The 25280-nt window shown below is 71.9% G+C and carries 15 protein-coding genes; 10 read left to right on the top strand and 5 right to left on the bottom strand.

Annotation, left to right across the window (positions count from 1 at the left end; translation table 11 throughout):
• Window position 1: 1 nt before the first annotated feature.
• The 10 genes from OG912_RS08685 (at window position 2) to fxsT (OG912_RS08640) (ending at window position 17674) form a co-directional block, all read left to right on the top strand.
• Entirely contained in the window at window positions 2–3496 is a 3495-nt protein-coding gene (locus tag OG912_RS08685) for an SAV_2336 N-terminal domain-related protein (RefSeq protein ID WP_327708860.1), read from the top strand.
• A gap of 155 nt (window positions 3497–3651) precedes the next feature.
• Window positions 3652–3843: an FxSxx-COOH cyclophane-containing RiPP peptide gene (fxsA, locus tag OG912_RS08680; protein WP_327708859.1), complete on the top strand. Its 192-nt coding sequence runs from the start codon at window positions 3652–3654 to the stop codon at window positions 3841–3843.
• A gap of 237 nt (window positions 3844–4080) precedes the next feature.
• Window positions 4081–5247: an FxsB family cyclophane-forming radical SAM/SPASM peptide maturase gene (locus OG912_RS08675; protein WP_327708858.1), complete on the top strand. Its 1167-nt coding sequence runs from the start codon at window positions 4081–4083 to the stop codon at window positions 5245–5247.
• On the top strand, window positions 5244–6635 hold the full coding sequence (locus OG912_RS08670) for an aKG-HExxH-type peptide beta-hydroxylase (protein ID WP_327708857.1): 1392 nt from the start codon (window positions 5244–5246) through the stop codon (window positions 6633–6635). Before OG912_RS08675 ends, OG912_RS08670 begins: the two co-directional genes overlap by 4 nt.
• Window positions 6636–6716: 81 nt before the next feature.
• The gene (gene fxsT, locus OG912_RS08665; RefSeq protein ID WP_327708856.1) at window positions 6717–9710 is read left to right on the top strand and encodes an FxSxx-COOH system tetratricopeptide repeat protein; all 2994 of its coding nucleotides are present in this window, start codon (window positions 6717–6719) and stop codon (window positions 9708–9710) included.
• A 68-nt stretch (window positions 9711–9778) separates the two neighbouring features.
• Window positions 9779–10192, top strand: coding sequence for a CU044_2847 family protein (locus OG912_RS08660; protein WP_326738717.1), 414 nt, complete (start codon window positions 9779–9781; stop codon window positions 10190–10192).
• Window positions 10189–11133, top strand: a complete 945-nt coding sequence (locus tag OG912_RS08655; RefSeq protein ID WP_326738718.1) for an AAA family ATPase — start codon at window positions 10189–10191, stop codon at window positions 11131–11133. The genes OG912_RS08660 and OG912_RS08655 overlap by 4 nt, the downstream gene beginning before the upstream one ends.
• Window positions 11134–11140: 7 nt before the next feature.
• On the top strand, window positions 11141–13054 hold the full coding sequence (locus tag OG912_RS08650) for a hypothetical protein (RefSeq protein WP_327708855.1): 1914 nt from the start codon (window positions 11141–11143) through the stop codon (window positions 13052–13054).
• Window positions 13047–14327 (top strand): CHAT domain-containing protein, encoded by a 1281-nt coding sequence (locus OG912_RS08645; protein ID WP_327708854.1) that lies wholly within the window; start codon window positions 13047–13049, stop codon window positions 14325–14327. The genes OG912_RS08650 and OG912_RS08645 overlap by 8 nt, the downstream gene beginning before the upstream one ends.
• Complete coding sequence (gene fxsT, locus OG912_RS08640; protein WP_327708853.1) at window positions 14324–17674, top strand: FxSxx-COOH system tetratricopeptide repeat protein; 3351 nt, start codon at window positions 14324–14326, stop codon at window positions 17672–17674. Before OG912_RS08645 ends, fxsT (OG912_RS08640) begins: the two co-directional genes overlap by 4 nt.
• An 83-nt stretch (window positions 17675–17757) precedes the next feature.
• On the opposite strand, the gene OG912_RS08635 is transcribed toward fxsT (OG912_RS08640), so the two are convergent.
• From OG912_RS08635 to OG912_RS08615, 5 genes are all read right to left on the bottom strand, one after another.
• A complete protein-coding gene (locus tag OG912_RS08635; RefSeq protein WP_327708852.1) occupies window positions 17758–21576 on the bottom strand; it encodes a multifunctional oxoglutarate decarboxylase/oxoglutarate dehydrogenase thiamine pyrophosphate-binding subunit/dihydrolipoyllysine-residue succinyltransferase subunit in 3819 nt (1272 codons plus the stop codon).
• A 257-nt stretch (window positions 21577–21833) separates the two neighbouring features.
• The gene (locus OG912_RS08630) at window positions 21834–22910 is read right to left on the bottom strand and encodes a HAMP domain-containing sensor histidine kinase (protein WP_327708851.1); all 1077 of its coding nucleotides are present in this window, start codon (window positions 22908–22910) and stop codon (window positions 21834–21836) included.
• Complete coding sequence (locus tag OG912_RS08625) at window positions 22907–23644, bottom strand: response regulator transcription factor (protein WP_024491908.1); 738 nt, start codon at window positions 23642–23644, stop codon at window positions 22907–22909. Before OG912_RS08625 ends, OG912_RS08630 begins: the two co-directional genes overlap by 4 nt.
• 235 nt (window positions 23645–23879) lie before the next feature.
• A complete protein-coding gene (locus OG912_RS08620) occupies window positions 23880–24572 on the bottom strand; it encodes a spermidine synthase (protein WP_327708850.1) in 693 nt (230 codons plus the stop codon).
• A 104-nt stretch (window positions 24573–24676) separates the two neighbouring features.
• Window positions 24677–25252, bottom strand: a complete 576-nt coding sequence (locus tag OG912_RS08615; RefSeq protein ID WP_327713375.1) for a hypothetical protein — start codon at window positions 25250–25252, stop codon at window positions 24677–24679.
• Window positions 25253–25280 lie beyond the last annotated feature (28 nt).

Genomic DNA, 25280 nt, shown 5'->3' with positions numbered 1-25280 from the left:
GATGCGTGCGGCGGACGGGACGCCCGGGGGCCCAGGGGGCCGGGAGCCGGATGGCGCACCCGACCCGGACGGTGCGGCACGCGGTGCGGGCCCGGACGGTGCGGCACCCGGTGAGGGGCAGCTCGCGACGCTGGTCGCGCGGTTGCGCGGAGCCGGGCTCGACCCCGACGTGGAGCAGCTGTGCGACGCGCTCTGGCTGGCCCGGTGGACACGCGGCGCCGATGAGTCGGCGACGGACCGGGCCGAGGGGCAGGGCGCACCCCCGTCGGCACCGTCCCCCGTGGAGCCCGTGGCCCCCACCCGTGCCGGAGCGGGGGCCACGCCGGAGGGTGACACCCCTGACGCGGACGCCCCGCCCGAGGGGCCGAGCGGGCCGAGCGGGCCGAGCGGTGACGGGAAGATCTCCCTGTACCCCGTACCGGGCCGGGCGCGTGCGCCCCGCGCCGATGAGCACGGCTCCGGCCGGCGGCCCCCGGAGCACGCCCCCGACACCGCGCTCACCTTCGGCGTGCCCGCAGCCCCCGTGCTTCCCGCCCCCCTCGAACTCGCCCGCGCCCTGCGCCCGTTGCAGCGCTATCACCCGGCCTCCGCACCGCTGAGGCGCGCCCTGGACGAGACGGCGACCGCTGAACGCAGCGCCCGGGCGGGCGGCATGATCATGCCGGTCTTCCGCGGCATCCGCAGGGGTGACGCCATCCTCCAGTGCGTCATGGACGCCTCCTCCTCCATGCTGGTGTGGGACCGGATGTTCCATGAACTCCAGCGCATATTTGCCCAGTTGGGCGCCTTCCGCGATGTCCAGCTGCGATATCTGCACCAGGGTCCCGACGGTGGATGCGCGGTCAGCCGCAGCTCCGACCCGGCCGCGGGCCCCCTGCACTCCGCGGACCGGCTCAGTGATCCGACCGGGCGTCGGGTCACCGTCGTCATCAGCGACTGCGCCGGACCGCTCTGGCGCAGCGGGCGCGCCCACCGGCTGCTCCACCAGCTGGCCTGCCAGTCCCCGGTCGCGGTCCTGCAACCGCTGCCGCAGCGCATGTGGAGCCGGACCAGGCTGCCCGTCACCTTCGGCCTCCTCTCGCGGGGTGACGGCCCGGCCGGAGCGGCGCAGCTGAAGGTCGCCGAGGACGCCGGTACCGGCCCGGCCGTGCACCCCGGAGCCCTGGCCGTCCCGGTCCTCCCGCCGACGGCGGACGCGCTCGGTGGCTGGGCCCGGCTGCTTTCCGGCACCGGTGCGGCCCGGATCGCCGGAGCGGTCGGCTGGGTGCGGGCCGACCAGCCGGCGGCCGCTGCCCAGCGGTCCGGCGGATCGCTCTCCTCGCTCCAACTCGTCAGCCGCTTCCGCTCGGTGGCCTCACCGGCCGCCGGACAACTGGCCGTGCATCTTGCGGCCGCACCCCTCTACCTCCCGGTGATGCAGCTCGTGCAACGCACGATGCTTCCCCACTCGGGACCCTCCGAACTGGCCGAGGTGCTGCTCAGCGGACTTCTCACCCGTGCCGACGGCGGTGGCGGCCGTGGGCAGTGGTACGCGTTCGAGCCCGGCGTCCAGGACGCACTCCTCGGACCGCTCGGCCGTGACGAGGCCCTGCTCGTGCTGAAGCACTGTTCGCAGTACATCGAGCAGCGGTTCGGCAAGGGCGGTCCCAATTTCCCTGCTCTGGCCTTCGCGCAGCTCGGGGACGGCACGCTGCGCGGTGCACGGCCCGGCGCCGCCGCCACCCGTACCTGGCTCGGTGACGGAGCACGGGACGCCGGGGAGGCCGAGGAGAACAGCGGTGACGAGCCGGTCGGGATCGAGGGCGAGGAGGACGAGCCGGGCGACGGCCGGGGCGTTCCCCACGCCTTTGCCGAGGTCGCGGCCCGCGTGCTGGAGCGATTCATGCCCGTACCCCCCGGGTTCGTGCCCCAGGAGCCCGCCGACGCGACGGGCCGCCCGGAGGCCGGTACGAGCCCCGCCGTGGAACAGGCCCGCGAGCTCGTGCGGCAGTTCGAGGCGGACAAGATGGTGCAGCGCCTGATCGACGCCGTGCAACTGCTGAGGGGAGTCGCCGGAAACAGCCCGCAGTCCGCCGCCGGGCCGGGGCTCTGGGCCGAGTACGCGCGGTGTGTGCTGAGGCTCTGGGAGGTGCGCGGCGGCGACGACCTTCTCGGTGAGGCCAGAAGGGCCGCCGAACGGGCCGTGGCCCACCCGGGCGCCGTACGCGAACGGGCGGTGCTGGCCCAGGTGCTGCACGCGGCAGCCGACGACGGGCGGCGGCGCGGGGACCGGCGCGGCGCCCTGGACCTCCTGCGGCGCGCCGAGCGTGAGTACATCCTCGCCTGCGCGGCCCCCGGAATGGAGCCCGCCGAAGCCCTTCGGCTCACCCTGGAGCGGGTGCGGGCCCTGGAGGCGCAGTGGCGGCTCGACGGTGACAGCGCCCTGCTGCAGAGCGCCTGCGGGATGCTGGAAGCCTTCGCCGACTCCTGGCCCGACCAGGAGAACCGCCCGGCCGCACTGCCACTGCAGCACGGCAGGACGCTGCTGAAACTGGCCGGTGCCACCGAGGACCCGGAGCAGTCCCGGGAGTACGCCCGGCAGTCCGCCCGCTCCCTGCGCACGGCGTTCACCCAGGGCGGCGGATACACCACGGGCACCGAGAACCGCATCGTGCTGGACCTGGTGGACGCCCTGCTCGCCTCCGGCGAGGAGCCGGACGAAGCCGCGGTGCTGACCGGCCAGGCGCTGGAGACCGTACGCGAACAGCGCCAGCGCGCCCATCTGCAGACCAGAGCCGGACGGGTCCGGGCGGCCCGCTACGAGCACACCGGCGACCCGGCCGAACTCGTCGCCGCCGCCGAGTGGTTCGCCCGCGCCGCCCGCGGCACCCCGCGCGACTCGCGGGCCCACACCGACCTGCTCGCCGAGTGGGGCGCCACGCTGCTGCACCGCGCCGAACTGCCGGACGGCGGCGCGTATGTCGGCGCGGCCGTGCGGGTGCTGCGCGACTGCCGCTCCGAGACGCCCGCGGGCGGCGCGCACCAGTCCGAGCGGCTGCTCATGCTCGGTCGGGCCCTGATGCTGCGGCACCGGGCCGCCGCGGACCGGGTCGACCTGCGGGAGGCCGAGCATCTGCTCCGGCTCGCCGCGCAGGAGGCGGCGTCCCCGCTGACCGCGGCCCGCTGCTGGCTGGAGCTGGGCCGGGCCTGCCTTGAGGCCGCCGACGCACTGGACCGGCCGGCCCGGCGCGACGACGCAGCCGAGGCCTTCCGGTCGGCCGCCGATTGCGCCGCGGAGGCAGAAGCGGAGCAGGTGAGTCCACAACAGTTCCAAGAGGCCGTGGAGTTGAGTGCTACAGCCAACGACTGGCGGGGTAAGACCTATGAGAGTGCGGGGCGCCCCCGGGCCGCGCGGGACGCGTACCGGGCGGCCCGTCAGGAGTGGCGGAAACTGCCGGACGGTGGCGGCGCGGCGGGTCAGTCGACCGCCGGGCGGCTGGCCGAGCTGGAGCGCTGAGTGCTCAACGGCGAGCACAGGGCGCTGCGTGACCGGTGACGTCCGGTGTGATCCACACGAAAGGCCCGAGGCGGGTCAGGGACGCGGGACCGGCGGTGTCCGCTCAACGGCGAGCGCGGCGCGGCGGTCCCGGTGCTGCACTACGGGGAGGCGTGATGAGCGAGTCGATACGTAAGGACGGGGCAGGGGCGACCGGTGCCGCCGGCGAGCTGCCGGATCTGCTGGGCCTCGATCTGGAGTCCCTGCGGACCATGGACCACCCCGTGCTGTCCGAGGTGGTCGCGGATCTGCGCGGCCGCGTCGAACAGCCGCGGGAGATGCTCTGGGGATTCAACAACGCCTTCTGAGGCGGGGCGCCGCCCCGCAGCCACGCGGTCCGGGGCGCCGACGACCACGACTTCACCGCCCGGGACCGACCGGCCCTCGCCGCACGACGCGGGGAGACCGACCGGCCCGGGCGGCCATTTCCGGGATCCGTCCCGGCAGACGTACAGCACGGGGGTGCCCGAGTGGCCCGACCAACGACGCCGCGGCGCGCGGAGGGGGCGCGCCCGGAACCGGCACCGGTGCCGGTCCCCTCGGACGTGACTCCCGTGCCCTTCGGGCAGTTCATCGTGAAGGTGCACGGCCGCTGCAACCTGGCGTGCCGCTACTGCTACCTCTACGAGGGGCCCGACGCGACGTGGCGGACCCGGCCCGCCGCCGCCTCGCCCGATGTCCTCGACCGCACCGCGGACCGGATCGCCGAACACGCGGCCACCCACCGGCTCCGTCATGTCGCCCTCGTCCTGCACGGGGGCGAACCCCTCCTCGCCGGCCCCGAACGGCTCGCCGCCCTCGCCGACCGGCTGCGTGAGCGGGTGCCCGGCCACTGCACCGTCCACGCCACCGTGCAGACCAACGCCACCCTGCTCACCGACGCGAAGGTCGCCACCCTCGCCCGGCACGGCATACGCATCGGCATCAGCCTGGACGGCGGCCTGGCCGCGCACAACACCCTGCGCACCGACCATGCGGGCCGCCCCTCCTGGCCCGCCGCCTCGCGTGGCGCCCGGCTGCTCGCCGACCGCCACCCGGAGGCGTACGCGGGCATCCTCACCGTCGTCGACCCGCGCACCGACCCCCTGGAGATGTACGAGTCACTGCTCGCCCTGCGCCCCCCGGCCCTGGACCTCCTGCTGCCGCACGGCAACTGGACCACTCCGCCGCCGGGCCTGGCGGACCGGGCAGGTCCGCCCGCCGGCCCGCGACCGGGCCGCGCCACCCCGTACGGCGACTGGCTGTGCACCGTCTTCGACCGCTGGTGGCCGGCCGCCCGGCGGGAGACCCGGATCAGGCTCTTCGAGGAGTGCATCGCCCTGCTCCTCGGGCTGCCCGCCGCCACCGAGTCCCTGGGGCTCGACCCGGTCAACGCGGTCGTGGTCGAGACGGACGGATCGATCGAACAGGTCGACTCCCTCAAGTCCGCCTACGACACCGCGGCCGCCACCGGGCTCGACGTCTTCCGCCACACCTTCGACGACGCCCTGCGCCACCCCGGCGTCGCCGCACGCCAGGCAGGGGCCGGCGCACTCGCCGCCGTCTGCCGCGCCTGCCCGCTGCTGAGCGTCTGCGGCGGCGGCCACTACGCCCACCGGTACCGCGCAGAGAACGGCTTCGTCAATCCGTCCGTCTACTGCGCCGACCTCGACCGGCTGGTCCGCCACGTGGCGGACCGGCTCGCCGACGCAACCGCAGGAGACCCCCCATGAGCTCCGCAGTCCCCGACCGCGCCCTGCGCGAACTCGGCCGCACCGAAGGCACCGCCGACACTCTCGGCCTGCTCGTACGCGACCAGGACACCCGCCGTCTCGTCCTCCTCCGGGCCCTGCTCGACGCCGCCGCCGCAGCGCCCGTGACCGTGTGCCCGCCCCCACTGCTCGACCGGCTGCACAGGGACTGGGCGCTCCTCGAAGCCGCCGAGCGCACCGACCGGGCCGCAGTGCGCGCCGTGCTGTTCCATCCCATGACGGGTCCCTGGGCGGAGGGTCTCCTGGCCGGCCTCACCGCGCACACCGCGACGGATCCCGATCTCCTTGCCGGCCTGGCCCATCTGACCGCCCTCGCGGCAGCGGCCGCGATCCGCGCGGGGACGCCCGTCACCGCCCGGCTCACGGCCCGCGGCGGACAGCTCTCCCTGCCCACGCTCGGGGCGGTACGAGCCCAGGACGGACCGGCCGAAATCGCCTTCGAGAACGGGGGGATGACCGTACGGCCGGCCGGCGGACCGCCCCTGGAGGTACGGGCCCAGCCGGACGGAACCCTGACCTCGGCCGACCCCCGCTGGCTCCCGGTGCTCATGCTGCATCCCGCGCTGCCCGGCGGCGGCCCCGTGCCCCTGGACGACGTCGACCCGTACCGCATCCGCGGAACGGGCCTCGAACCACGCGGACTGAGCGCTGCCACCCATGTCGACGACCAGGAGCGCAAGGCGTGGATCGCGTCCTGGGCCGGAGTCGAACCGCTGCTCCGGCTCGGCGGCGAGCACCGGCTCACCGAAGCGGCCGTGCTGCTGCGCTGCCTCGTCCCGCTCGGCCCGCCGCCCGGTTCGGGGCCCACCGGCGAGGCCGCGGCCCACTGCAGCGGCACCCGGCGCGAGGCCTTCGGCGCGGTCCTCAGCAGTAGACCCGCCACCCCCGCCTACTTCGCCTCGACGCTCGTCCACGAGCTCCAGCACACCAAGCTCGCCGCGCTCGGCGCACTCGTCCCGCTGCACCACGAGGACGCCGCGCCCCGCCACTTCGCCCCCTGGCGCGCCGACCCCAGGCCCTTCGACGGGTTGTTCCAGGGTGCCTACTCGCACCTCGCGCTCGCCGACTACTGGCAGCGGTTCGCGCTCGGGGCGCGACGCGTCACCCACCGCGACCTGGCCTGGGCCGAACATGCCCGCTGCCGTCAGCAGGTCGGGGCCGTACTGCCCGTACTGGCCGGATCGGCCCTGCTGACCGCCGAGGGGCGCGTGCTCGTCAACGAGATGATCACGCTCTACCACCGTCTGGAGGATTCGCCGCCACCCACGGGTCACCTGGCGCGCGCGGACGCGTATGTGAACACCACGAGGGTGATATGGCAGCAGAGGAACGGATCATCCTGGACCTGAGCTGCCAGGTGATTCCGGCCGGAGCGAGCGCGCCCCGGTGTATCTTGAAAAGGCTCGCAACGATGTCAGGGAGACGGTTGAATGCCCGGTACGCGTAAGCAAGTTGGAGCAATCGGGGCGCGGACCGTCACCCTCAGTTTCGCCGGGTTCAACCGGGCCTGGGCGGCATGGATCGCGGACCGGCTGGAGCGGCGCGGAGTGACGGTCGTCCAGCAGCGCTGGAACCCCCAGGTGGAGCTCCCGCTGGAGGACGCGCTGCAGGATCTGACGCTCTCCCGAGGGCAGGTCCTGGTCCTGCTCAGCGACTGGTACTTCCAGCTCGGCCCGCGCAGCCACGAGGAGTGGAACCGGGCCCTGCGCGAGGTCGTCGCCCCCGACCCCGACCGGTTCGCCGCGGTCTCCATCACGACCTCGGCACTGCCCGGCGCCACATCCGTGTTCGGCGCCGCCGACCTGACCAACGTCGGTGCGGTCGAGGCCGAACGCCGGCTGCTCGCACGCCTGGGCCTGCCGACGACCGCACTGCCTGAGGGCACCGAGGCCCGGACCGGGCCCCGCTTTCCGTTCGACACCCCCGAGGTGTGGGGCGGGGTTCCACGTCGCAACACCCGTTTCACCGGCCGCGAGGAACTGCTCAGCAAGGCCTACCAGGCGCTCCAGGACGCCGGGACCGGCGCCGGTGTGGTCACGCTCCACGGCATGTCGGGGGTAGGCAAGACGCAGCTTGCCGCCGAGTACGTGTACCGGTTCGGTTCCGAGTACGACGTGGTGTGGTGGGTGCCCGCGGACCGGCGTGCGCTGTACCGGCAGAAGCTCGCCGAACTCGCTCCGGAACTCGGTCTGTCCACCGGCGCCGAATACGGCGAACGCCTCCGCGCGGTCCGCGACTCGCTGCGCCGCGGCGACCCGCACGGCCACTGGCTGCTGATCCTGGACGGCGCGGACGAACCCGACCAGATCTGGGACCTGGTGCCGACCGGCCCCGGACACGTCCTGATCACTTCCCGGAACCCGGAGTGGAGCGAGCACAACAGCAACCTCGTGGAGGTGCCGGTCTACGAGCGCGAGGAGTCGGTCGCCTTCATCCGCCGCCGCGCCCCGCGCCTCACCCGCACCGAGGCGGACCGGCTGGCCGAGGCGCTGGAGGACCTCCCGCTGCTGCTCGACCAGACCGCGGGATGGCTCAACGACTCCGACATGTCGGTCGAGGAGTACATCGACCTCCTCGGCGGCGGCATCGACCAGGACGTCGTCAAGGTCTCCGCTGACTTCCCTCTCGCCTTCCAGACCGCCTGGTCGATACTGCTCAACAAACTCCGCGACACCGTCCCCGAGTCCGTCGACCTGCTGCGCCTGTGCAGCTTCTTCGCGCCCGGCTCCATCCCCGTACGACTGCTGAAGGAAATGCCGTCCGGGGAGCTGCCCGAACAGCTCTCGGGCCTGATGAACGACCCGCTGCTGTGGAACAAGGCGATCGGTCAGCTGCGTCAGTACTCCGTCGTCCGCCTGGAGTCCCACGACTCGATCATCGACGACGCGTCGTCCGGTGAGTCGATCTACCTGCACCGCATGGTCCACCAGATCGTCCGCAAGGACATGCCGGACCAGGACCGCCGGGAGTTCATCGACGTCGTACGCCGGGCCCTGGCGGCGGCTGACCCCGGCCGCCCCACGGACACCCGGCTGTGGCCCACGTACGCCGAGATCACTCCGCACCTGAAGTGGGCCGACGTCCTGCGCAGCACGGATCCGGCGGTGCACAGTCTGGTGCTCAACTGCCTGCGCTACATGTACCTCTCCGGGGAGTACCGGGCCGGGATCAAGCTGGGTGCCCGTGCCATGGAGGCCTGGCGGGAGCTGCTGGGCGAGAACCACCCGCGCGTGTGGGACCTGAGCTACAACTACGCCAATCTTCTGCGGGCCGTCGGTGACTACGCCGGGACCGAGGCCATCGAGCGGGCCGCTGTGGATCATCTGCGGGCCGAGCGGGGTGCACAGGACCTGGAGCACCTGCGTGCGGCCGGCGGTCTGGCGGCCGATCTGCGGGGGCTGGGGCGGTACGAAGAGGCTCATGAGATGTCCGAGTGGATCCTGGGCGCCTACCGGGAACTGCTGGGTGATCAGGATTCGCGGACGCTCAACGCGCAGAACAACCTGGCCATTTCGCTCCGGCTGCTGGGCCGGTACAAGGAATCGCTGGAACTCAACCGGCGCACCCTGGACTCCCGTAGGCAGCTGCTCCGTCCGCGCCACAGCTGGACGCTCTACTCCGAGATCAACTACGCCACCGACCTGCGCCTGCTCGGCCGGTACACCGAGGCCGAATCACTCCAGGCCCAGAGCGCTCAGGTGCATCGCACCGTGATGGGCCAGGACAACCCGCAGACCCTGAAGGCCGAGCACAACCTCGCCCTCTGCCTGTACCGCTCGGGCAAGCGGAGCGAGGCCGCGGAACTCTTCACCCGGGTACTGGAACGGGGCGAGCGGGTACTGGGTGAGACCGACCCGACGACCATGATGTTCGCGGCCGGTCAGAGTTTCTTCGCCCGGGAGCATGCCGACATCGACCAGGCCAGGGCCATAAGCGAGAAGGTCGTGGGTGGCTATGTCGACATGCTCGGTGAGGAGCATCCCTATGTCGCGGGCGTCCGTGCCAACCATGCCCTGATCATGCGCAACGTCGGCGAGCGGGACCAGGCACACCACCTGCTGGAGGAAGCGCTCACCGAGATGGGAAGGTCCGTGGGCGAGAACCACCCCTGGACCCTGGGCTGCGCGATCAACGCTTCTGCCCTGCGGAATCTCGTGGGCGACCCGGAATCCGCTGCCGCGCTGACGGACGCGATCAGCACCCGGGCTATCGAAGTTCTGGGGCGCACGCACCCGCTGACGCTCTCCGCCCGTATCGCGCACGCGGCGGACCTCCGGGGCCTGCGCGACCTGCGACATGCGGACAAGGTCGAGTCGGAGGCGCTGGACGACCTGACGAAGACACTGGGTGCCCAACACGTCCACACGGTGTCGGCACGGTCCCGCGTACGGCCCTACTGGGATTTCGAGCCTCAGATCATCTGATCCCCAGAGATAGTGATGTGTCGTCAGTAATCTTGTACAGCAGGTCAATTGAGCACCCAGGGGGGCGCGTGGCGGTCGTGGTGGGTTCGGCGGCACCCGGCGAGGACGGTCCGATACCGGTCGTGGTGGACGCCGAGGCGTACACCACGACCCCGTCGCCCGTCAGTGACGCCGACTCGTTGTACGGGAGTGTGGACACCCGGGACGGCGCCGGTGCGGCGCGGCGCGCGCTGGGGGCGGCGGGTGATCTGTACGGGGACGGCCTCGACCTCGCCCGGCGCTGCGCCTCCCAGGCCATGCGCAGGCTGGGCGACCTCGGGGACGGGCTGCGGCCCGACGAGGTCGAGCTCCAGGTCGGCATCACCTTCGAGGCGGGCATGGCCGCGGTGGTGAAGGCCGGTGCGGAGGCGCAGATCCAGGTCACGTTCCGCTGGCAGCCGGGGCGCGAGGAGCAGGCGACCGCGGTGGTGTCCCCGTCGTGATCGGGGCGGCCGGGGGGACGCCGGCGGCCATTCTCCCGTACAGCCGTGTCGTCGGGCAGGACGAACTGAAGCTGGCCCTGGAACTGAACTTCATCGCTCCCGGCATCGGCGGTGTCCTCATCGCAGGCCAGCGCGGCACGGCCAAGTCCACCGTGGTGCGCGCCTTCGCGCTGATGACCGGTGGCCGGCTGCCCGTCACCCTGCCGATCAACGCGACCGACGACCGGGTGCTCGGCGGCTGGGAACTGGACGCGCTGATGCGCGGCGAGGCGAAGCGGCAGACCGGACTGCTCGAAGAGGCCCACGAGAAGGGGATGCTCTACGTCGACGAGGTCAACCTCCTCGACGACCACATCGTCAACATCATCCTCGATGTCGTCTCCACCGGTGTCCTCTCCGTCCAGCGCGAGGGCATCGACACCGAGACCCATGTGTCGTTCGGGCTCGTCGGAACGATGAATCCGGAGGAGGGCAGCCTCCGGGCCCAACTACTGGACCGCTTCGGCCTGATGGTGACGACCAGCGAGCTGGACACGGGGGAACGCCACCGGATGATCACTACCGTGCTCACGTTCGAGGAGGAGCGGGACGTCCCCGGTTCCGATTGGCTGCGCACCGCCGAGGAGGAGAACCGGCAGCAGCGCGAAGGGCTGCTGGCCGCCCGCGGCCGGCTGACCGCCGTGCGGCTCGGGACGGACGTCAGCAGGCTCTGTGCCGAGGCAGCTGCCCGGACCGGGGCCGTCGGACAGCGCGGCGACCTGCTGGTTGCCAAGGCCGCCCGGGCACTGGCTGCCAAGGAGGGGGCACCGCGGGTGGAGCCCCGGCACGTGCGCAGGGTCCTGCCGTTCGCACTGCGCCACCGCAGGCCCGATTCCGTTCACGGTTCGGAACTGAGTTGGGGACCTGACGAGGAAGCCGCTCTCGACGAGCTGTTCGGCTGAGCCGCGGATGTCCGCCCATCCGGAGCAGGTCGAGGATCCCCGGGAGCCGGACGACGTCTCCCGCCGGCTGCTGGCCGCTCTCGTCTGCTCCGCCCTCGAACCGTCCCTCGGCGGCGTCCTGCTCTTCGACCTCCCTCCTGAGCATCTGTCCGCCGTCACCGGGGTGTTCGCCCAGGTGCTCGGCCGGGCCGCGGGGCATGCCCCGGGCCGCACCGTGCCACGGACGGTGCTCGACGCGGCCACGGTCGACGAGGACCTGTGGATACGGCCCCGGGTGCACCGCGGACCGAGAGGTGTCGAGTTCACCGTCGGCCCTGGGCCGCTGGCCGAGACGGACAACGACCCCCGGCTCGTCGTCGTGCCCGATCTGGCCCGGCTCAGCGTCCCGGGCATGCGGGCGGCCGTTCAGCTGCTCGGTGCGGACACCGCCACCCTCGAACACTCCGGCATCCGGCACCACTGGCGGCCCCGCGCCCGATGGCTGGCCTGCTGCCGGGCCGAGGACGCCGAACTGCTCTCCCCGCACCTGCTGGACCGCTTCCCCGTACGCCTCGCGACCCCGGGACTGCGGCCGCACGGGGGCGCCGACCCGCTCGGAGCGCTCCCCGACGCGTGGGCCACGGCCCTCGACCCGGCGACGCAGCGCCCCCGCGTCACGCTCTCCGAGGAGTTCGCTCCGACGGTGCTGGAACACCTGGAGGACCCGGAGAACACCGGACACCGCCGGGCGCTCGCCCTGGCCCGTATCGCCCGTGCGTTGGCCCTGCTGGACGGTGCCGAGCAGGCGGGGGCCGCCGACAGCTTGCCCTCCGGCCGCCCCCTCACGGCCACCGCCGACCACGTCGGCCGGGCCGCCCGGCTGATCCGCCTGCGTACCGTCCACCGTCCGGACGCACCGCCCGAAGCGCCTCCGGACCAGGAGACGCCAATGCTTCCCGAGTCCGGCCGGAACCTGCCCCGGCCCGAGTCGCGGCGCAACCCGGAACCGGGCACCGAAACCGGCGTTCCGGTGCACGACCCGGAAGCGGAAGTACCGCTCGGCCCCGCTCCGATGGGCGGGGAGCGGCCGGTTTCCGCGTCCCCGTACCCGGAGGACACGGCGGGTCCGGGGCCGGAGGGCGGCACGCTCCGGACACCCGCCCGGCGCTCGGCGGGCGCCCGCGCCTCGCGGGGCCCGGTCGTCGGGGTGCGGCGCGCCCGCGACCTGTGGGACCTGGCCCCGGTACGTACCGCGATGGAGGCCGCGAAATACCGGGCGGTCCGGGGTGGCGGGGGACCGCTGGTGATCGTCCCGCAGGACCTGCGGGGCTATGTCCGAGCGCCCGAACCGGTCCGGATGCTCACCCTGGTGCTCGACCACACCTGCCGCGGGGACTGGGACTGGCACACCACGCTCGAACCGTTCCTGCAATGGGCCTACGTCACCCGGGCATCCGTCCAGGTCGTCGAGGTCGGCGGCGAGGGAGAGACGAACGAGCTGCGGGCCGGCGCGTTCACCGCCCGCTCCACCCGGGATCCCCGGATCGCGGCCGCGCTGGCCCGTCCACCCGGCCGGGCCACTCCGCTCGCGCACGGCCTCGACCGGGCCGCGCACGCGCTGCGGCGCACCTTCCGTCACCACCGCGCCGGGCTCGTCGAGGCGTTGCTGGTCGTGGTCACCGACGGCCGCGGCAACGTACCGCTGTCCGTGAGCCGCTCCGGCCTGCGTGGCCGAGGCCCGGTTCAACGGGCAGGCGTCGACGACGCCCTGGCCGTGGCCGCGCGCCTCCGCGCCCTGGGCCGGAGCCGGCTGCACTGCGTGGTCGTCGACCCGGGCGGGCATCCGCGCACCCGGCTGCCGGCCACGCTGGCGGAGGCCCTCGGCTGTGGGGTCGTCGCGGGCCGGGAGGACCGGGATCCGCGGACGGCCGGCCATGGGTGAAGACCGCCTGCGGTTGATCCGCAGCATGGTCGCATCGGCCGCTCAGGCACTGCCCGGGCAGCGGACCCCGGTGCCGGACAGGGCGCGCACGGCGGAGCCGCGGCGGCTCGGTCCCGCCCCCGCTCACGCCGGCCGGGCGCCGGACACCACGTACGCGCGCATCCTCGTCGTGCGCCACCGCAGGGACGACCCGGGCGATCCGGAGGCGTTCGGGGTCCGGGCATGGTGCGACGGTGTGGAGACGCTGCCGTACACGACGGGCAACGGCTTCCTGCGCCCTGTCGACGTCAACCTCGGCCTGGCCCGGCAGGGCGGTGCCCCTCCGTCCGAACTCTTCAAATCCATCGAACGCTGGTCGGGATACCAGAATCTGCTGACGGAGTGGATCAACCGGTGCCGACGTGCCCATGGTGACGCCCTGCAGATCGTCGTCCTCGACCAGACCGGTTTCGATCTGCCGTGGGAGGCGCTCGTGCTGCCCGCGGACCCGGACGCCGGGCTCCGTGAAGGGCCTCTGGGCGCGCTCGTCGACGTGGCGCGCTGGCTGGGCGGATTCCCGGACCGGGCGGTTGCGCCGAGGGGTGCGGTGCTGGGCTTCTTCCACGCCGACATGGTCGGTGACCAGGAGTTCTTCCAGGGCTACGACCACCGCCCGCACTTCGGGATCGGGGCCTTCCTCCGCAACCTCGACGACGGCGAAGCACAGCGGACCGGCCTGGTGTACATGGGCTGTCACGGTACGTTCGACGACCAGCTCAGCAAGCTCACCCTGGCCGGTGCGACGTGGGCGGACTATCAGCGGCTCGGTATGCGCCGCCTGCGCCAGGACGCCTCACTGGTCTGCCTCAACGCCTGCCACTCGGGGCGCTTCCTCGACTACAGCGGGGACGGTATGCAGGGACTGCGGGGCTTCACCCAGATCTTCCTCGACAAGGGCGCCGGCGGCTGCATCGTCTCGGCAGGCGAGGTGGGTGACGCCGAGGCCCGCGTCATGATCCGCCAGATCGTCGACACCCTGACCGAAGACCCCGAACGGCCGGTGGCCCGTGCGCTGCGGGCGTTCCGGGCCGAGGTCCACGAGACGTTCACCGCCGGAGGCGGTGTGCCGATGTTGGTCGGGGACGACGGCGCGTTCGACGTCGTGGGGCAGCGAAACGTGCTGCGGCTGCTGTACAGCCTGATGTTCCAATACTACGGGCACCCGTTCAGCACCGTTCGCCTCACCGGGCGCTCCCTCGACGGTCCGGACCCGGCCGAGGCGAACGCGTCGTGACCCGGGACGAACGCCCCTTGCTGATCGAACCCGTCGCGGGCTGGCTGCCCGAGGTCGAACCCGGCCTCGTCCAGGCCGTCAGCATCGACCTGCGCGGACCTCTCGACGACCGGGGGGAGACGGACGGCGACGCGTGGCCGTACGACGAGGAGGAAGTGGCCTTCAGCGTCACCCTGGACGGAGCACCCCACTTCGTCTGCGAGGTGCTCGACGACCCGGACGTCATCATGCACCGATTCGGAGGGACGTACAGTCCGGCGACATTCCTCGTCACCGCGGGCTCCTCGCCCGGCGACGGTGTGCTGAGGCTGACCGTCTTCAACCAGTGGGGCGCTGCGATACGCAAGGCAGAACTGCCGTGCTCCATCACGGAGTCGGCACCGTCCCCGGCCCCAGCCGATCGCTTCGCCGACCTGCCGGGGAGAACCGGCCCGCCCGGCCGGACCGAGGACTTCGGCCCGTCCGGTCCGCATCTCGACCCGCCCGGCTCCGGTGCCACCGCCGACGCGCTCGACTCCAGCGTCACCGTCAGTTTCGCCGGGTTCAACCGGGCTTGGGCGGCGTGGATCGCGGACCGGCTGGAGCGGCGCGGGGTGAACGTGAGCTACCAGCGCTGGAACCCGCCGACCGAGCTGCCGCTGGCGGATGCCCTCCGGGACCTCACGCTCGCCCCGGGCCGGGTTCTGCTCCTGTTCAGCGAGTGGTACTTCCAGCTCGGCCCGCGCAGCCACGAGGAGTGGGACGGAGCGCTGCGCGAGGTCGTCGCCCCCGACCCCGACCGGTTCGCCGCGGTGTCGGTCACCACCGCGCCACTGCCCGGCGCCGCCTCGCTCCTCGAGGCGGCGGACCTCACGGGTGTCGGTGCGAACGAGGGGGAGTGGCGGCTGCTGGAGCGGCTGGGTCTGCCCACGACGCCCCTGCCCGAGGAGGCCGAGGCGCGGGTGGGTTCCCGCTTCCCGGCCGAGATGCCGCAGGTGTGGGGCGGGATCCCCCGCCGCAACGTCCGCTTCACCGGGCGCGAGGAACTGTTTTCCGTCGTGTTCGACACGCTGGAGAGCGCTCGGGCCGACGCCGCCGTCGTCACCCTGCACGGACTGCCGGGCGTCGGCAAGACGCAGCTTGCCGCCGAGTACGTATACCGCTTCGGTTCCGAGTACGACGTGGTGTGGTGGGTGCCCGGCGACAGGCGTGCGCTCTACCGGCAGAGGCTCGCTGAACTCGCTCCCGAGCTGGACCTGTCCACCGGGGCGGAGTACGGCGAACGTCTCCGCGCGGTCCGGGACTCACTGCGCCGCGGCGACCCGTACTCCCGGTGGCTGCTGATCGTGGACGGCGCGGACGAACCCGACCAGATCCGGGACCTGGTGCCGACCGGCCCCGGACACGTCCTGATCACCTCCCGCAACCCCGAATGGAGCGAGCACGACAGCAACCTGGTCGAGGTGCCGGTCTACGAGCGCGAGGAGTCGGTCGCCTTCATCCGCCGCCGCGCCCCACGGCTGACGCACTCCGAGGCGGGCCGCCTGGCCGAGGCACTGGAGGACCTGCCGGTGCTGCTCGACCAGTCGGCGGGGTGGCTCAACGATTCGGACATGTCGGTCGAGGAGTACATCGACCTCCTCGGCGGTGGCATCGACCAGGACGTCATCAGGGTCTCCGCCGACTTCCCCCTGGCCTTCCAGACCGCCTGGTCGATACTGCTCAACAAACTCCGCGACACCGTCCCCGAGTCCCTCGACCTGCTGCGCCTGTGCAGCTTCTTCGCACCCGGCTCCATCCCCGTACGACTGCTGAGAACCGTTCCGCGCCGGGAACGGCCGGGACAGGCAGCGAGCCCGCTGAATGATCCGCAGACCTGGGAACGGGCGATCGGCCAGCTGCGCCGGTACTCGGTGGTCCGCGTGGAGACGGACGCGTCCTTTGGTGAGTCGATCCATCTGCACCGCATGGTCCACCAGATCGTCCGCAAGGACATGCCGGAACACGAACGGCAGCACTGCGCCGACATCGCCTGTCGCGCTCTCGCCGCCGCCGACCCCGGTGACCCGTCGGAGATCCGTCACTGGCCCGCCTACGCCGCGCTCACCCCTCACCTCGAATGGGCGGGGGTCGTGGACAGTGCGGACCCGCAGGTGCACCAGCTGATCCTCAACTGCCTCCGGTACATGTACCTCTCGGGGGAGTACGTCAGCGGCATCCGGTTCGCCCGGCCGGTGACGGAGTCCTGGGAACGGCTGCTCGGACCGGCCGACCCACGGATCTGGGCACTGCGCCACCACTACGCCAACCTGCTGCGGGCCCTCGGCGACTACAGGGGCAGCGAGCGCGTCGAACGCGCCACCGCCGACTTCCTGGTCGCCGAGCGCGGAGAGATGGACCTGGACCATCTGCGGGCCGCCGGCGGACTCGCCGCCGATCTGCGAGGCCTCGGCCGCTACCAGGAGGCGCTGGACCTCTCCGCCTCGATCCTGGAGCGCGACCGGCGGCTGCTCGGCCCCGAGGACCCCCGCACGCTCAACGCGGAGAACAACCTCGCTGTATCGCTGCGGCTGCTCGGCCGGTACGAGGAGGCGAAGGAACAGGACGAACGCACCCTGGCGCTACGCCGGTCCGTCCTGACGCCGAACGCGCCGCCGACTCTGTACTCGGAGATCAACCTCGCCATGGACCTGCGGCTGCTCGGCCGGCACCGGGAGGCGGAGCTCGCCCTGCGGGACACGGTCGGACGTCATCTGCGGGGGATGGGCAGCAACAACCCGCAGACGCTGCGCGCCCAGTATCACCTGACGCTCTGTCAGTACGCTCTGGAGGGAGCTGGGCCGGCCCTTCCGGCGCTCGCCGCGACCAGGCAGAGCGCACTGCGGCTCCTCGGTGAGGGCGACCCCCTCACTCTGCTGATCACCACGGCCGTCGCCACGGCGCAGAGGGAGGCCGGTGAACCCCGGCAGGCCCTGGAACTGCACGAACAGGTGGTGGTCGGCTACGGGAGGATGCTGGGTGACCGGCATCCGTACACGATCGGCGTCGAGGGCAATCTGGGGCTGATGCGCTGGACCATGGGCGATCCGGACGCCGCCGCCTACGAGATCGAACGCGCCCGCACCCTGATGGCGGAGGCAGTCGGGAGCAGGCACCCGTGGGCGATCGGCTGCGCCCTGAACGCGACGATCGTCCGGACGAGGAGCGGGCGGACCGTCGAGGCGCATGTGCTGGGCCCGCTGAACGGGGGCCGGGCGACCGCGGCGGTGGGACCGGGCCATCCGCTCAGCATCGCCTGCCGGGAGGCAGAGGATCCGGCACGGGCCGGATCCCTGCCCTTCTGGCCCTTCGAGCCACTCCTCATCTGAGGAATGCCCCCGCACCCACGCCGAAGGCCCGCCCCCGCGACTATCTCGCGGAGCCGGGCCCCTTCCGTGCGTACTGCGACCGGTCAGGCCTCGAAGACCTCCGCGACCAGCTGTGCCTGCTCGGCCTGGTGGCGCTTGGCCGAGCCGACCGCGGGGGACGAGCCGCGCGGCCGCGAGATGCGGCGCAGGCGCTCACCGTGCGGGACGTCGGCGCCGACGGCCAGGTCCAGGTGGTCGATCAGGTTCAGGGCGATGAACGGCCAGGCACCCTGGTTGGCCGGCTCCTCCTGGGCCCACAGGTACTTCTCGGCGTTCGGGTACTTGGCGATCTCGGCCTGGAGCTCGGCACCCGGCAGCGGGTACAGGCGCTCCAGACGGATGATCGCGGTCTCCGTGTCGCCACGCTTCTGACGCTCGGCCTCCAGGTCGTAGTAGACCTTGCCGGCGCAGAAGACGACCTTGCGGACCGCGCTCGGTTCGACCGAGTCGTCGCCGATCACCGGGCGGAAGCCGCCGGTGGTGAACTCCTCCGCCTTCGAGGCCGCCGCCTTGAGGCGGAGCATCGACTTCGGGGTGAAGACGATCAGCGGCTTGTGGTGCGGGTTGTGCACCTGCCACCGCAGAAGGTGGAAGTAGTTCGACGGCAGGGTCGGCATCGCGACCGTCATGTTGTCCTGCGCGCACATCTGGAGGAAGCGCTCCGGGCGGGCGGACGAGTGGTCCGGGCCCTGGCCCTCGTAGCCGTGCGGCAGCAGCAGCGTGACGCCGGAGGTCTGGCCCCACTTCTGCTCGGCCGAGGAGATGAACTCGTCGACGACGGTCTGCGCGCCGTTGACGAAGTCACCGAACTGGGCCTCCCAGATGACCAGCGACTCCGGGCGGGCCAGCGAGTAGCCGTACTCGAAGCCCATCGCCGCGTACTCGCTGAGGAGCGAGTCGTAGACGTTGTAACGGGCCTGCTCGTCCGTGAGGTAGAGCAGCGGGGTGTAGTCCTCGCCGGTCACCTGGTCGACCAGCACCGCGTGGCGCTGGCCGAACGTGCCGCGGCGGGTGTCCTGGCCGGCGAGCCGGACCGGGGTGCCCTCCATCAGCAGCGAACCGATGGCCAGGGTCTCGCCCATGCCCCAGTCGATCGTGCCGTCCTCCACGGAGGCCGCACGACGCTGCATCTGCGGCATCAGGCGCGGGTGGACGGTGATGTGGTCGGGGATGTTGACCTGCGACTCGGCGATCCGCTTCACGACCTCCTGGGAGACCGCGGTGGTCACGGCCACCGGGAACTCGGCCTGGACGTCCGGGACATGCGGCTGGGCCGGGGCGGAGGTGGCCTCGCGGACCTCCGCGAACACCTTCTCCAGCTGGCCCTGGAAGTCCTGGAGCGCCTGCTCCGCCTCTTCCAGAGTGATGTCTCCACGACCGATGAGGGACTCGGTGTACAGCTTGCGCACCGAGCGCTTCTTGTCGATCAGGGTGTACATCTGCGGGTTGGTGAACTGCGGGTTGTCGCCCTCGTTGTGACCGCGGCGGCGGTAGCAGATGAGGTCGATCACGACGTCCTTGTTGAACGCCTGACGGAACTCGAAGGCCAGCCGCGCGACGCGGACGACGGCCTCGGGGTCGTCACCGTTGACGTGGATGATCGGCGCCTCGATCATGCGCGCCACGTCGGTGGCGTACATCGAGGAGCGCGAGGACTCCGGGGCGGCGGTGAAGCCGACCTGGTTGTTGATCACCACGTGCACGGTGCCGCCGGTGCGGTAGCCGCGCAGCTGCGACATGTTGAGCGTCTCGGCGACGACGCCCTGGCCCGCGAAGGCCGCGTCGCCGTGGAGCGCGACGGGCAGGACGGTGAAGTCCGTACCGCCCTTGTTGATGATGTCCTGCTTGGCGCGGGCGATGCCCTCCAGGACCGGGTCGACCGCCTCCAGGTGCGAGGGGTTGGCGGCCAGCGAGACCTTGATCTGCTCGCCGTCCAGACCGGTGAAGGTGCCTTCGGCGCCCAGGTGGTACTTGACGTCGCCGGAGCCGTGCATCGACTTCGGGTCGAGGTTGCCCTCGAACTCCCGGAAGATCTGCGCGTACGACTTGCCGACGATGTTCGCCAGCACGTTCAGCCGGCCGCGGTGGGCCATGCCGATGACGACCTCGTCGAGGCGGGCCTCGGCGGCGGAGTCGATGACCGCGTCGAGCAGCGGGATGACGGACTCGCCGCCCTCCAGCGAGAACCGCTTCTGGCCGACGTACTTCGTCTGCAGGAAGGTCTCGAACGCCTCCGCGGCGTTCAGCCGGCGCAGGATGCGCAGCTGCTCCTCGCGCTCGGGCTTGGGGCGCGGACGCTCCACCCGGTCCTGGAGCCACTTGCGCTGCTTCGGGTCCTGGATGTGCATGAACTCGATGCCGGTGGTGCGGCAGTACGACTCACGCAGCACACCGAGGATGTCGCGGAGCTTCATCATCGTCTTGCCGGCGAAACCGCCGACCGCGAAGTCCCGCTCCAGGTCCCACAGGGTGAGGCCGTGCTCGGTGATGTCCAGGTCGGGGTGCTTGCGCTGGTGGTACTCCAGCGGGTCGGTGTCGGCCATGACGTGGCCGCGGACCCGGTAGGAGTGGATCAGCTCGAAGACCCGTGCGGCCTTGGTGACGTCGTCGTCGTGCGAGGCGTCGATGTCCTTGAGCCAGCGGACCGGCTCGTAGGGGATGCGCAGCGCCTTGAAGATCTCGTCGTAGAACTCGTTCTCGCCGAGCAGCAGCTGGGAGAGGATCCGCAGGAACTCGCCGGAGGCGGCGCCCTGGATGACCCGGTGGTCGTACGTCGAGGTCAGCGTCATGACCTTGGAGATGCCCAGCTTGTTCAGGGTGTCCTGCGACGTGCCCTGGAACTCCGCCGGGTAGTCCATCGCGCCGACGCCCATGATGAGGCCCTGTCCGGGCATCAGGCGGGGCACCGAGTGAACGGTGCCGATGCCGCCGGGGTTGGTCAGCGAGGCGGTGACTCCGGTGAAGTCGTCCATGCCGAGCTTGCCGTTGCGGGCCCGGCGGACGATGTCCTCGTAGGCCTGCCAGAACTCGAAGAAGTTGAGCGTCTCGGCCTTCTTGATGGCCGCGACGACCAACTGGCGGTCGCCGTTCGGCTTCACCAGGTCGATGGCGAGGCCGAGGTTGACGTGCTCCGGCTTCACCAGGGTCGGCTTGCCGTCCTTGGTGGCGAAGGAGTAGTTCATCGCCGGCATGGCCTTGAGGGCCTGCACCATCGCGTACCCGATGAGGTGCGTGAAGGAGATCTTCCCGCCACGGGCGCGCTTGAGGTGGTTGTTGATGACGATGCGGTTGTCGAAGAGCAGCTTCACCGGGACCGCGCGGACGGACGTGGCCGTCGGCAGCTCCAGCGAGGCGTTCATGTTCTTCGCGACAGCGGCGGACGGGCCGCGCAGCGTCACGTACTCCGGACCGGCAGGTGCCTCGGTCGCCGGAGCGGCCGGGGCCTTCGTGGCCGGAGCCGGTGCTGCCTTCGCCGGGGCGGCCTTCACCGGTGCCGCCGGGGCGGCAGGTGCGGGCGTGACCGGAGCGGGCGCCGGGGCAGCGGGTGCGGCCGGGGCCTTCGCAGCCGGAGCTGCTGCGGGCTGCGCAGGTGCGGCGGGCGCGGTGGCGGCCGGAGCCGCAGGCACCGCAGCCCCCGCGGCTGCGGCGCCGGGAACGGGCTTGTCCGCCGTGCCGGACGTACCCGGCTTGTAGTCGGCGAAGAAGTCCCACCAGGCGCGATCGACCGAATTGGGATCCTGGAGGTACTGCTGGTAGATCTCGTCGACGAGCCACTCATTGGGCCCGAAAGCAGCAGCCGGGTTCGTACCCGGGCTGGCTTGGTCGGTCGAGATGCTCGAGTTACTGGGGGACTGAGACGACACGGCGGCAACCGCCCTCTTCCGCTTCACAAGGTGATGGACAGCGGAAATCAAGGCTACGCCTCCCCGGCCGTTCCATGCAGGCCGGGCCGGTCTTCGTCGTGCAAGTCACATCGAAAGTCGGGTTTCGGGGCAGGAAATGGCGGGAAACAAGCTTGGTTCCGCTTCGCTCCGGGTACGCGAGGCCGCAGTTACGGCCCCTTGGACCGTACCCCTTGAACAGAACACGTAGAACGTGCCCTTCCGGTTCGAACCCTATGTCAACCTCGCGGCTGATGGATCCCCGGAAGAGTGACGCGTATGCGGCAGCCGCGAGCCGATTCGGCCACCCCGATCCGGCCGCCGTGCAGATCCACCGCCCAGCGGGCGATCGCCAGGCCCAACCCCGTACCGCCGTCGCTGCCGGGACCGTGCGGGGACGGCATCTCACCCCGGTTGAAACGCTCGAAGACCCGGTGCCGCTCGGATTCCGGGATGCCGGGGCCCTCGTCCATGACCTCCAGGTGCAGCGACTCGGGCTGCGCGCCGCGGCGGGCGCGCACCGTGACCCGGCCGTGCGGCGGGCTGTGCTTCACCGCGTTGTCGATCAGGTTGGCGACCACCTGGTGCAGCCGTTCGGCGTCCGCGTGCGCGGTCAGCTCCGGCGGGGACACGTCCAGGTGCAGATGGACGTCCTTACGGGCGTGGTTGCCGGAGCCCGAGGACAGCCGGCGGTGCGCGGCGGCGAGGTTCGCCTCCTTGAGGACCCCCGACAGATAGGGCCACACCTCGAAGCGGCCGGCCTTCAGCGTGACGACGCCGTTGTCCAGCCGGGACAGGTCCAGCAGCGTCTCCACCAGCCGGCCGAGCCGCTCCGTCTGTTTCAGCGCCGTGCGCATCGTCTCCGGATCGGCCGAGGACACCCCGTCCACGACGTTCTCCAGCACGGCTCTCAGCGCCGCGATGGGGGTGCGCAGCTCGTGTGAGACATTCGCCACGAGCTCCTTGCGGTGCCGGTCCACGGCCGCCAGATCGTCCGCCATCAGGTTGATCGTCTGTGCCAGGTCACCGAGCTCGTCGCGCCGGTCGGCGCCGCTCACCCGTCTGGTGTAGTCGCCGTGCGAGATCGACCGGGCCACGGCTCTCATCTCGTCCAGCGGCGCGGTCATCCCGTGCGCCACGAACTGGGTGATCAGCAGGGTCGCGATCACCGAGAACACCGTGATGAACCGCAGCTCGGTGCGCGTCCGCAGGGCCACCATGAGCAGCCCGGTCGTGATGAACACCGAGACCACGACGAGCGTGCCCAGCTTGGCCTTGATGGAGAACGGCCGCAGCCCCGACCCGGGCCCGCTCATGGCGCCGGGGTCTCCAAGGCGTAGCCGACACCGTGCACGGTGCGGATCCGCTCCGCGCCGATCTTCCGGCGCAGTGCCTTGATGTGGCTGTCGACGGTACGGGTGCCCGAGGCGTCGGCCCAGTCCCAGACCTCCGCCAGCAGCTGCTCCCGGGAGAGCACCGCGCGCGGGGTGTTGGCCAGGCAGACCAGCAGGTCGAACTCGGTCGGCGTCAGATGGACATCGTCCGCACGCACCCGCACCCGGCGCTGCGCGTGGTCGATCTCCAGCTCGCCGAGGCGCAGTATTCCGCTGCGCGGCGTCACGGCGGCCAGTGCGGCCCGCTCGACCCTGCGCAGCAGGACGTGCACCCGGGCCGCCAGCTCACGCATGGAGAACGGTTTCGTCATGTAGTCGTCGGCACCGACACCGAGACCGACGAGCATGTCGGTCTCGTCGTCCCTGGCGGTCAGCATCAGCACCGGCACCGGGCGCTGGGCCTGCACGCGCCGGCAGACCTCCAGGCCGTCGAAGCCGGGAAGCATGATGTCGAGCACCATCAGATCCGGCTGCCATGCCTCGGCCGCGTCCACAGCCGCCGGGCCGTCCAGTGCGGTCTGCACCAGGAAGCCCTCGGCCCGCAGCCGGGCGGAAATGGCATCGACGATCGTGGCGTCGTCCTCGACCACCAGCACGCGGCGCTGTGCGCCCGGGGTGGCCGCGACACCTGTGTGGGTGGTGTGTGTCTGTTCCATCGCCCCGCCCCTGCCCGTTCTCACGGAGGCCATTCCCCCGGACGTACGGTTTTCGCTCGTGAATTTCGTGGGTGATCCCGCTGTCGGTCAGCAGCGTAAAGGCAGCGGAGGGCTCCCGGCTACGCAGGGTGCAAGGCCGCGGGGGCGGTCCGGGGGAACAGGGGAGGCGGAGTGTCGCGCTTGTGACACTTGGCCCCCGGGCGTCCGGGGGTCCCGCATACCCGGCGGGGGGATCTCAGTCCGCTCGAATTGCGAGATGGACCACGTCGGGCACACCTCGGGCAACACCTACCTCTTCCGTCCTTACCCCATGGAATCCGGCATTCCGCAAGGCCTGTTCGAACTCCGCGGACGGTTGTGCGGACCACACCGCGAGCACGCCGCCCGGCGTGAGCCGCGCGTGGCAGTCGGCGAGTCCGGCCGGGGAGTACAGATTTCCGTTGTCCTCGGTGACGGTCCAGTCCGGCCCGTTGTCGATGTCGAGACACAGTGCGTCGTAACGGTCCGTAGTCGTACGGAGGTAGGCGACGAGGTCCGTCGTCAGGACCGCGGTCCGCGGATCGGCGAGCGCCGCCCCCGAGATCCCGGCCAGCGGCCCGTCCAGGTGCCAGTCGACGATGGCCTGCTCCCGCTCGGCGACCGCGATCCGGCCCCACCGGGGCTCGGCGGCGGCCCGGGCGAGCGAGAACCCGACGCCGAGTCCGCCGATGAGCACCGCCGGGGCGGGCCGGCCGGCGGGCAGCGCGGCAAGTGCGGCGTCGATCAGCAGCCGCTCCGAGCGCCCGTCCGAGGTGTCCATCAGGAAGCACCCGTTGGCGATGATCTCGAAGTCCTCGCCCCGCCTGCGCAGGACGACCTCTCCGTACGGTCCCTCGCGGCGGTCCAGGGTGACGGGGGCGAGGGCGTCGGGGCCGAGGATGAGGGGCATGGCGCTGGTCTCCGGTGGATGGCGGTCGGTGTTCCCGTCATCCTGGCCCGCCCGGCAGTGGCCGGGCCAGCGGTTTAGCCGAACACCGGCCGATCGGGGTGCGGTCAGCCGCGTTCGGGGCGGGCGCCCCGTACCGCGAACAGCGCGGTCCCCGCCGCGTACGCCAGCAGCGCCGCCCCCCACGCCCCGGGCTGCGGCCCCGGCTGCATCAGCCAGGCCCACACGGAGGCCGCGCCGCCCGGGGTGCGCGGTGCGGCCAGGTACACCGCGCCGCCGTAGACCGTCATCGGCAGCCAGCTCAGCCGGGCGCCGATCAGGGCTGCGGAGGCGGCCGCCACCCCGGTGGCGCCGAGCACGTTACGGATCATGCCCGGGGCGCCGAACTCCCCGGGATGCCCGGGGACGGCCAGCGCGAGAGCCGCCGCGGCCGGGACGGTGAGCGCGAGCAGGTGCAGCAGCCGCCGGGGCCACCAGCGGTGCACCGCGGTCCGGTCGAGCTCGTCGGCGGCGGCGTACAGGCTGGTGCCGATGGCCGCGGACACCAGCAGCGGCGCCAGCACGAGGACCGGGACGCGGGCGCCCGGGTCGAAGTGACTCTCCAGCCGGTCGGCGGACCAGGCGGCGAGGAGGACGACGCAGGCCAGCGCGGCGGCGGTGCGGGGGAGGCCCCGGGAGCGCATATAGAGGACGGGGAGGAGTGCCGAACGT

The sequence above is a fragment of the Streptomyces sp. NBC_00464 genome (genome assembly GCF_036013915.1).
Lineage (GTDB): Bacteria > Actinomycetota > Actinomycetes > Streptomycetales > Streptomycetaceae > Streptomyces.
The sequence above is the reverse complement of the archived record's forward strand: the minus strand, read 5'-3'. Positions and strand labels throughout refer to the sequence as shown.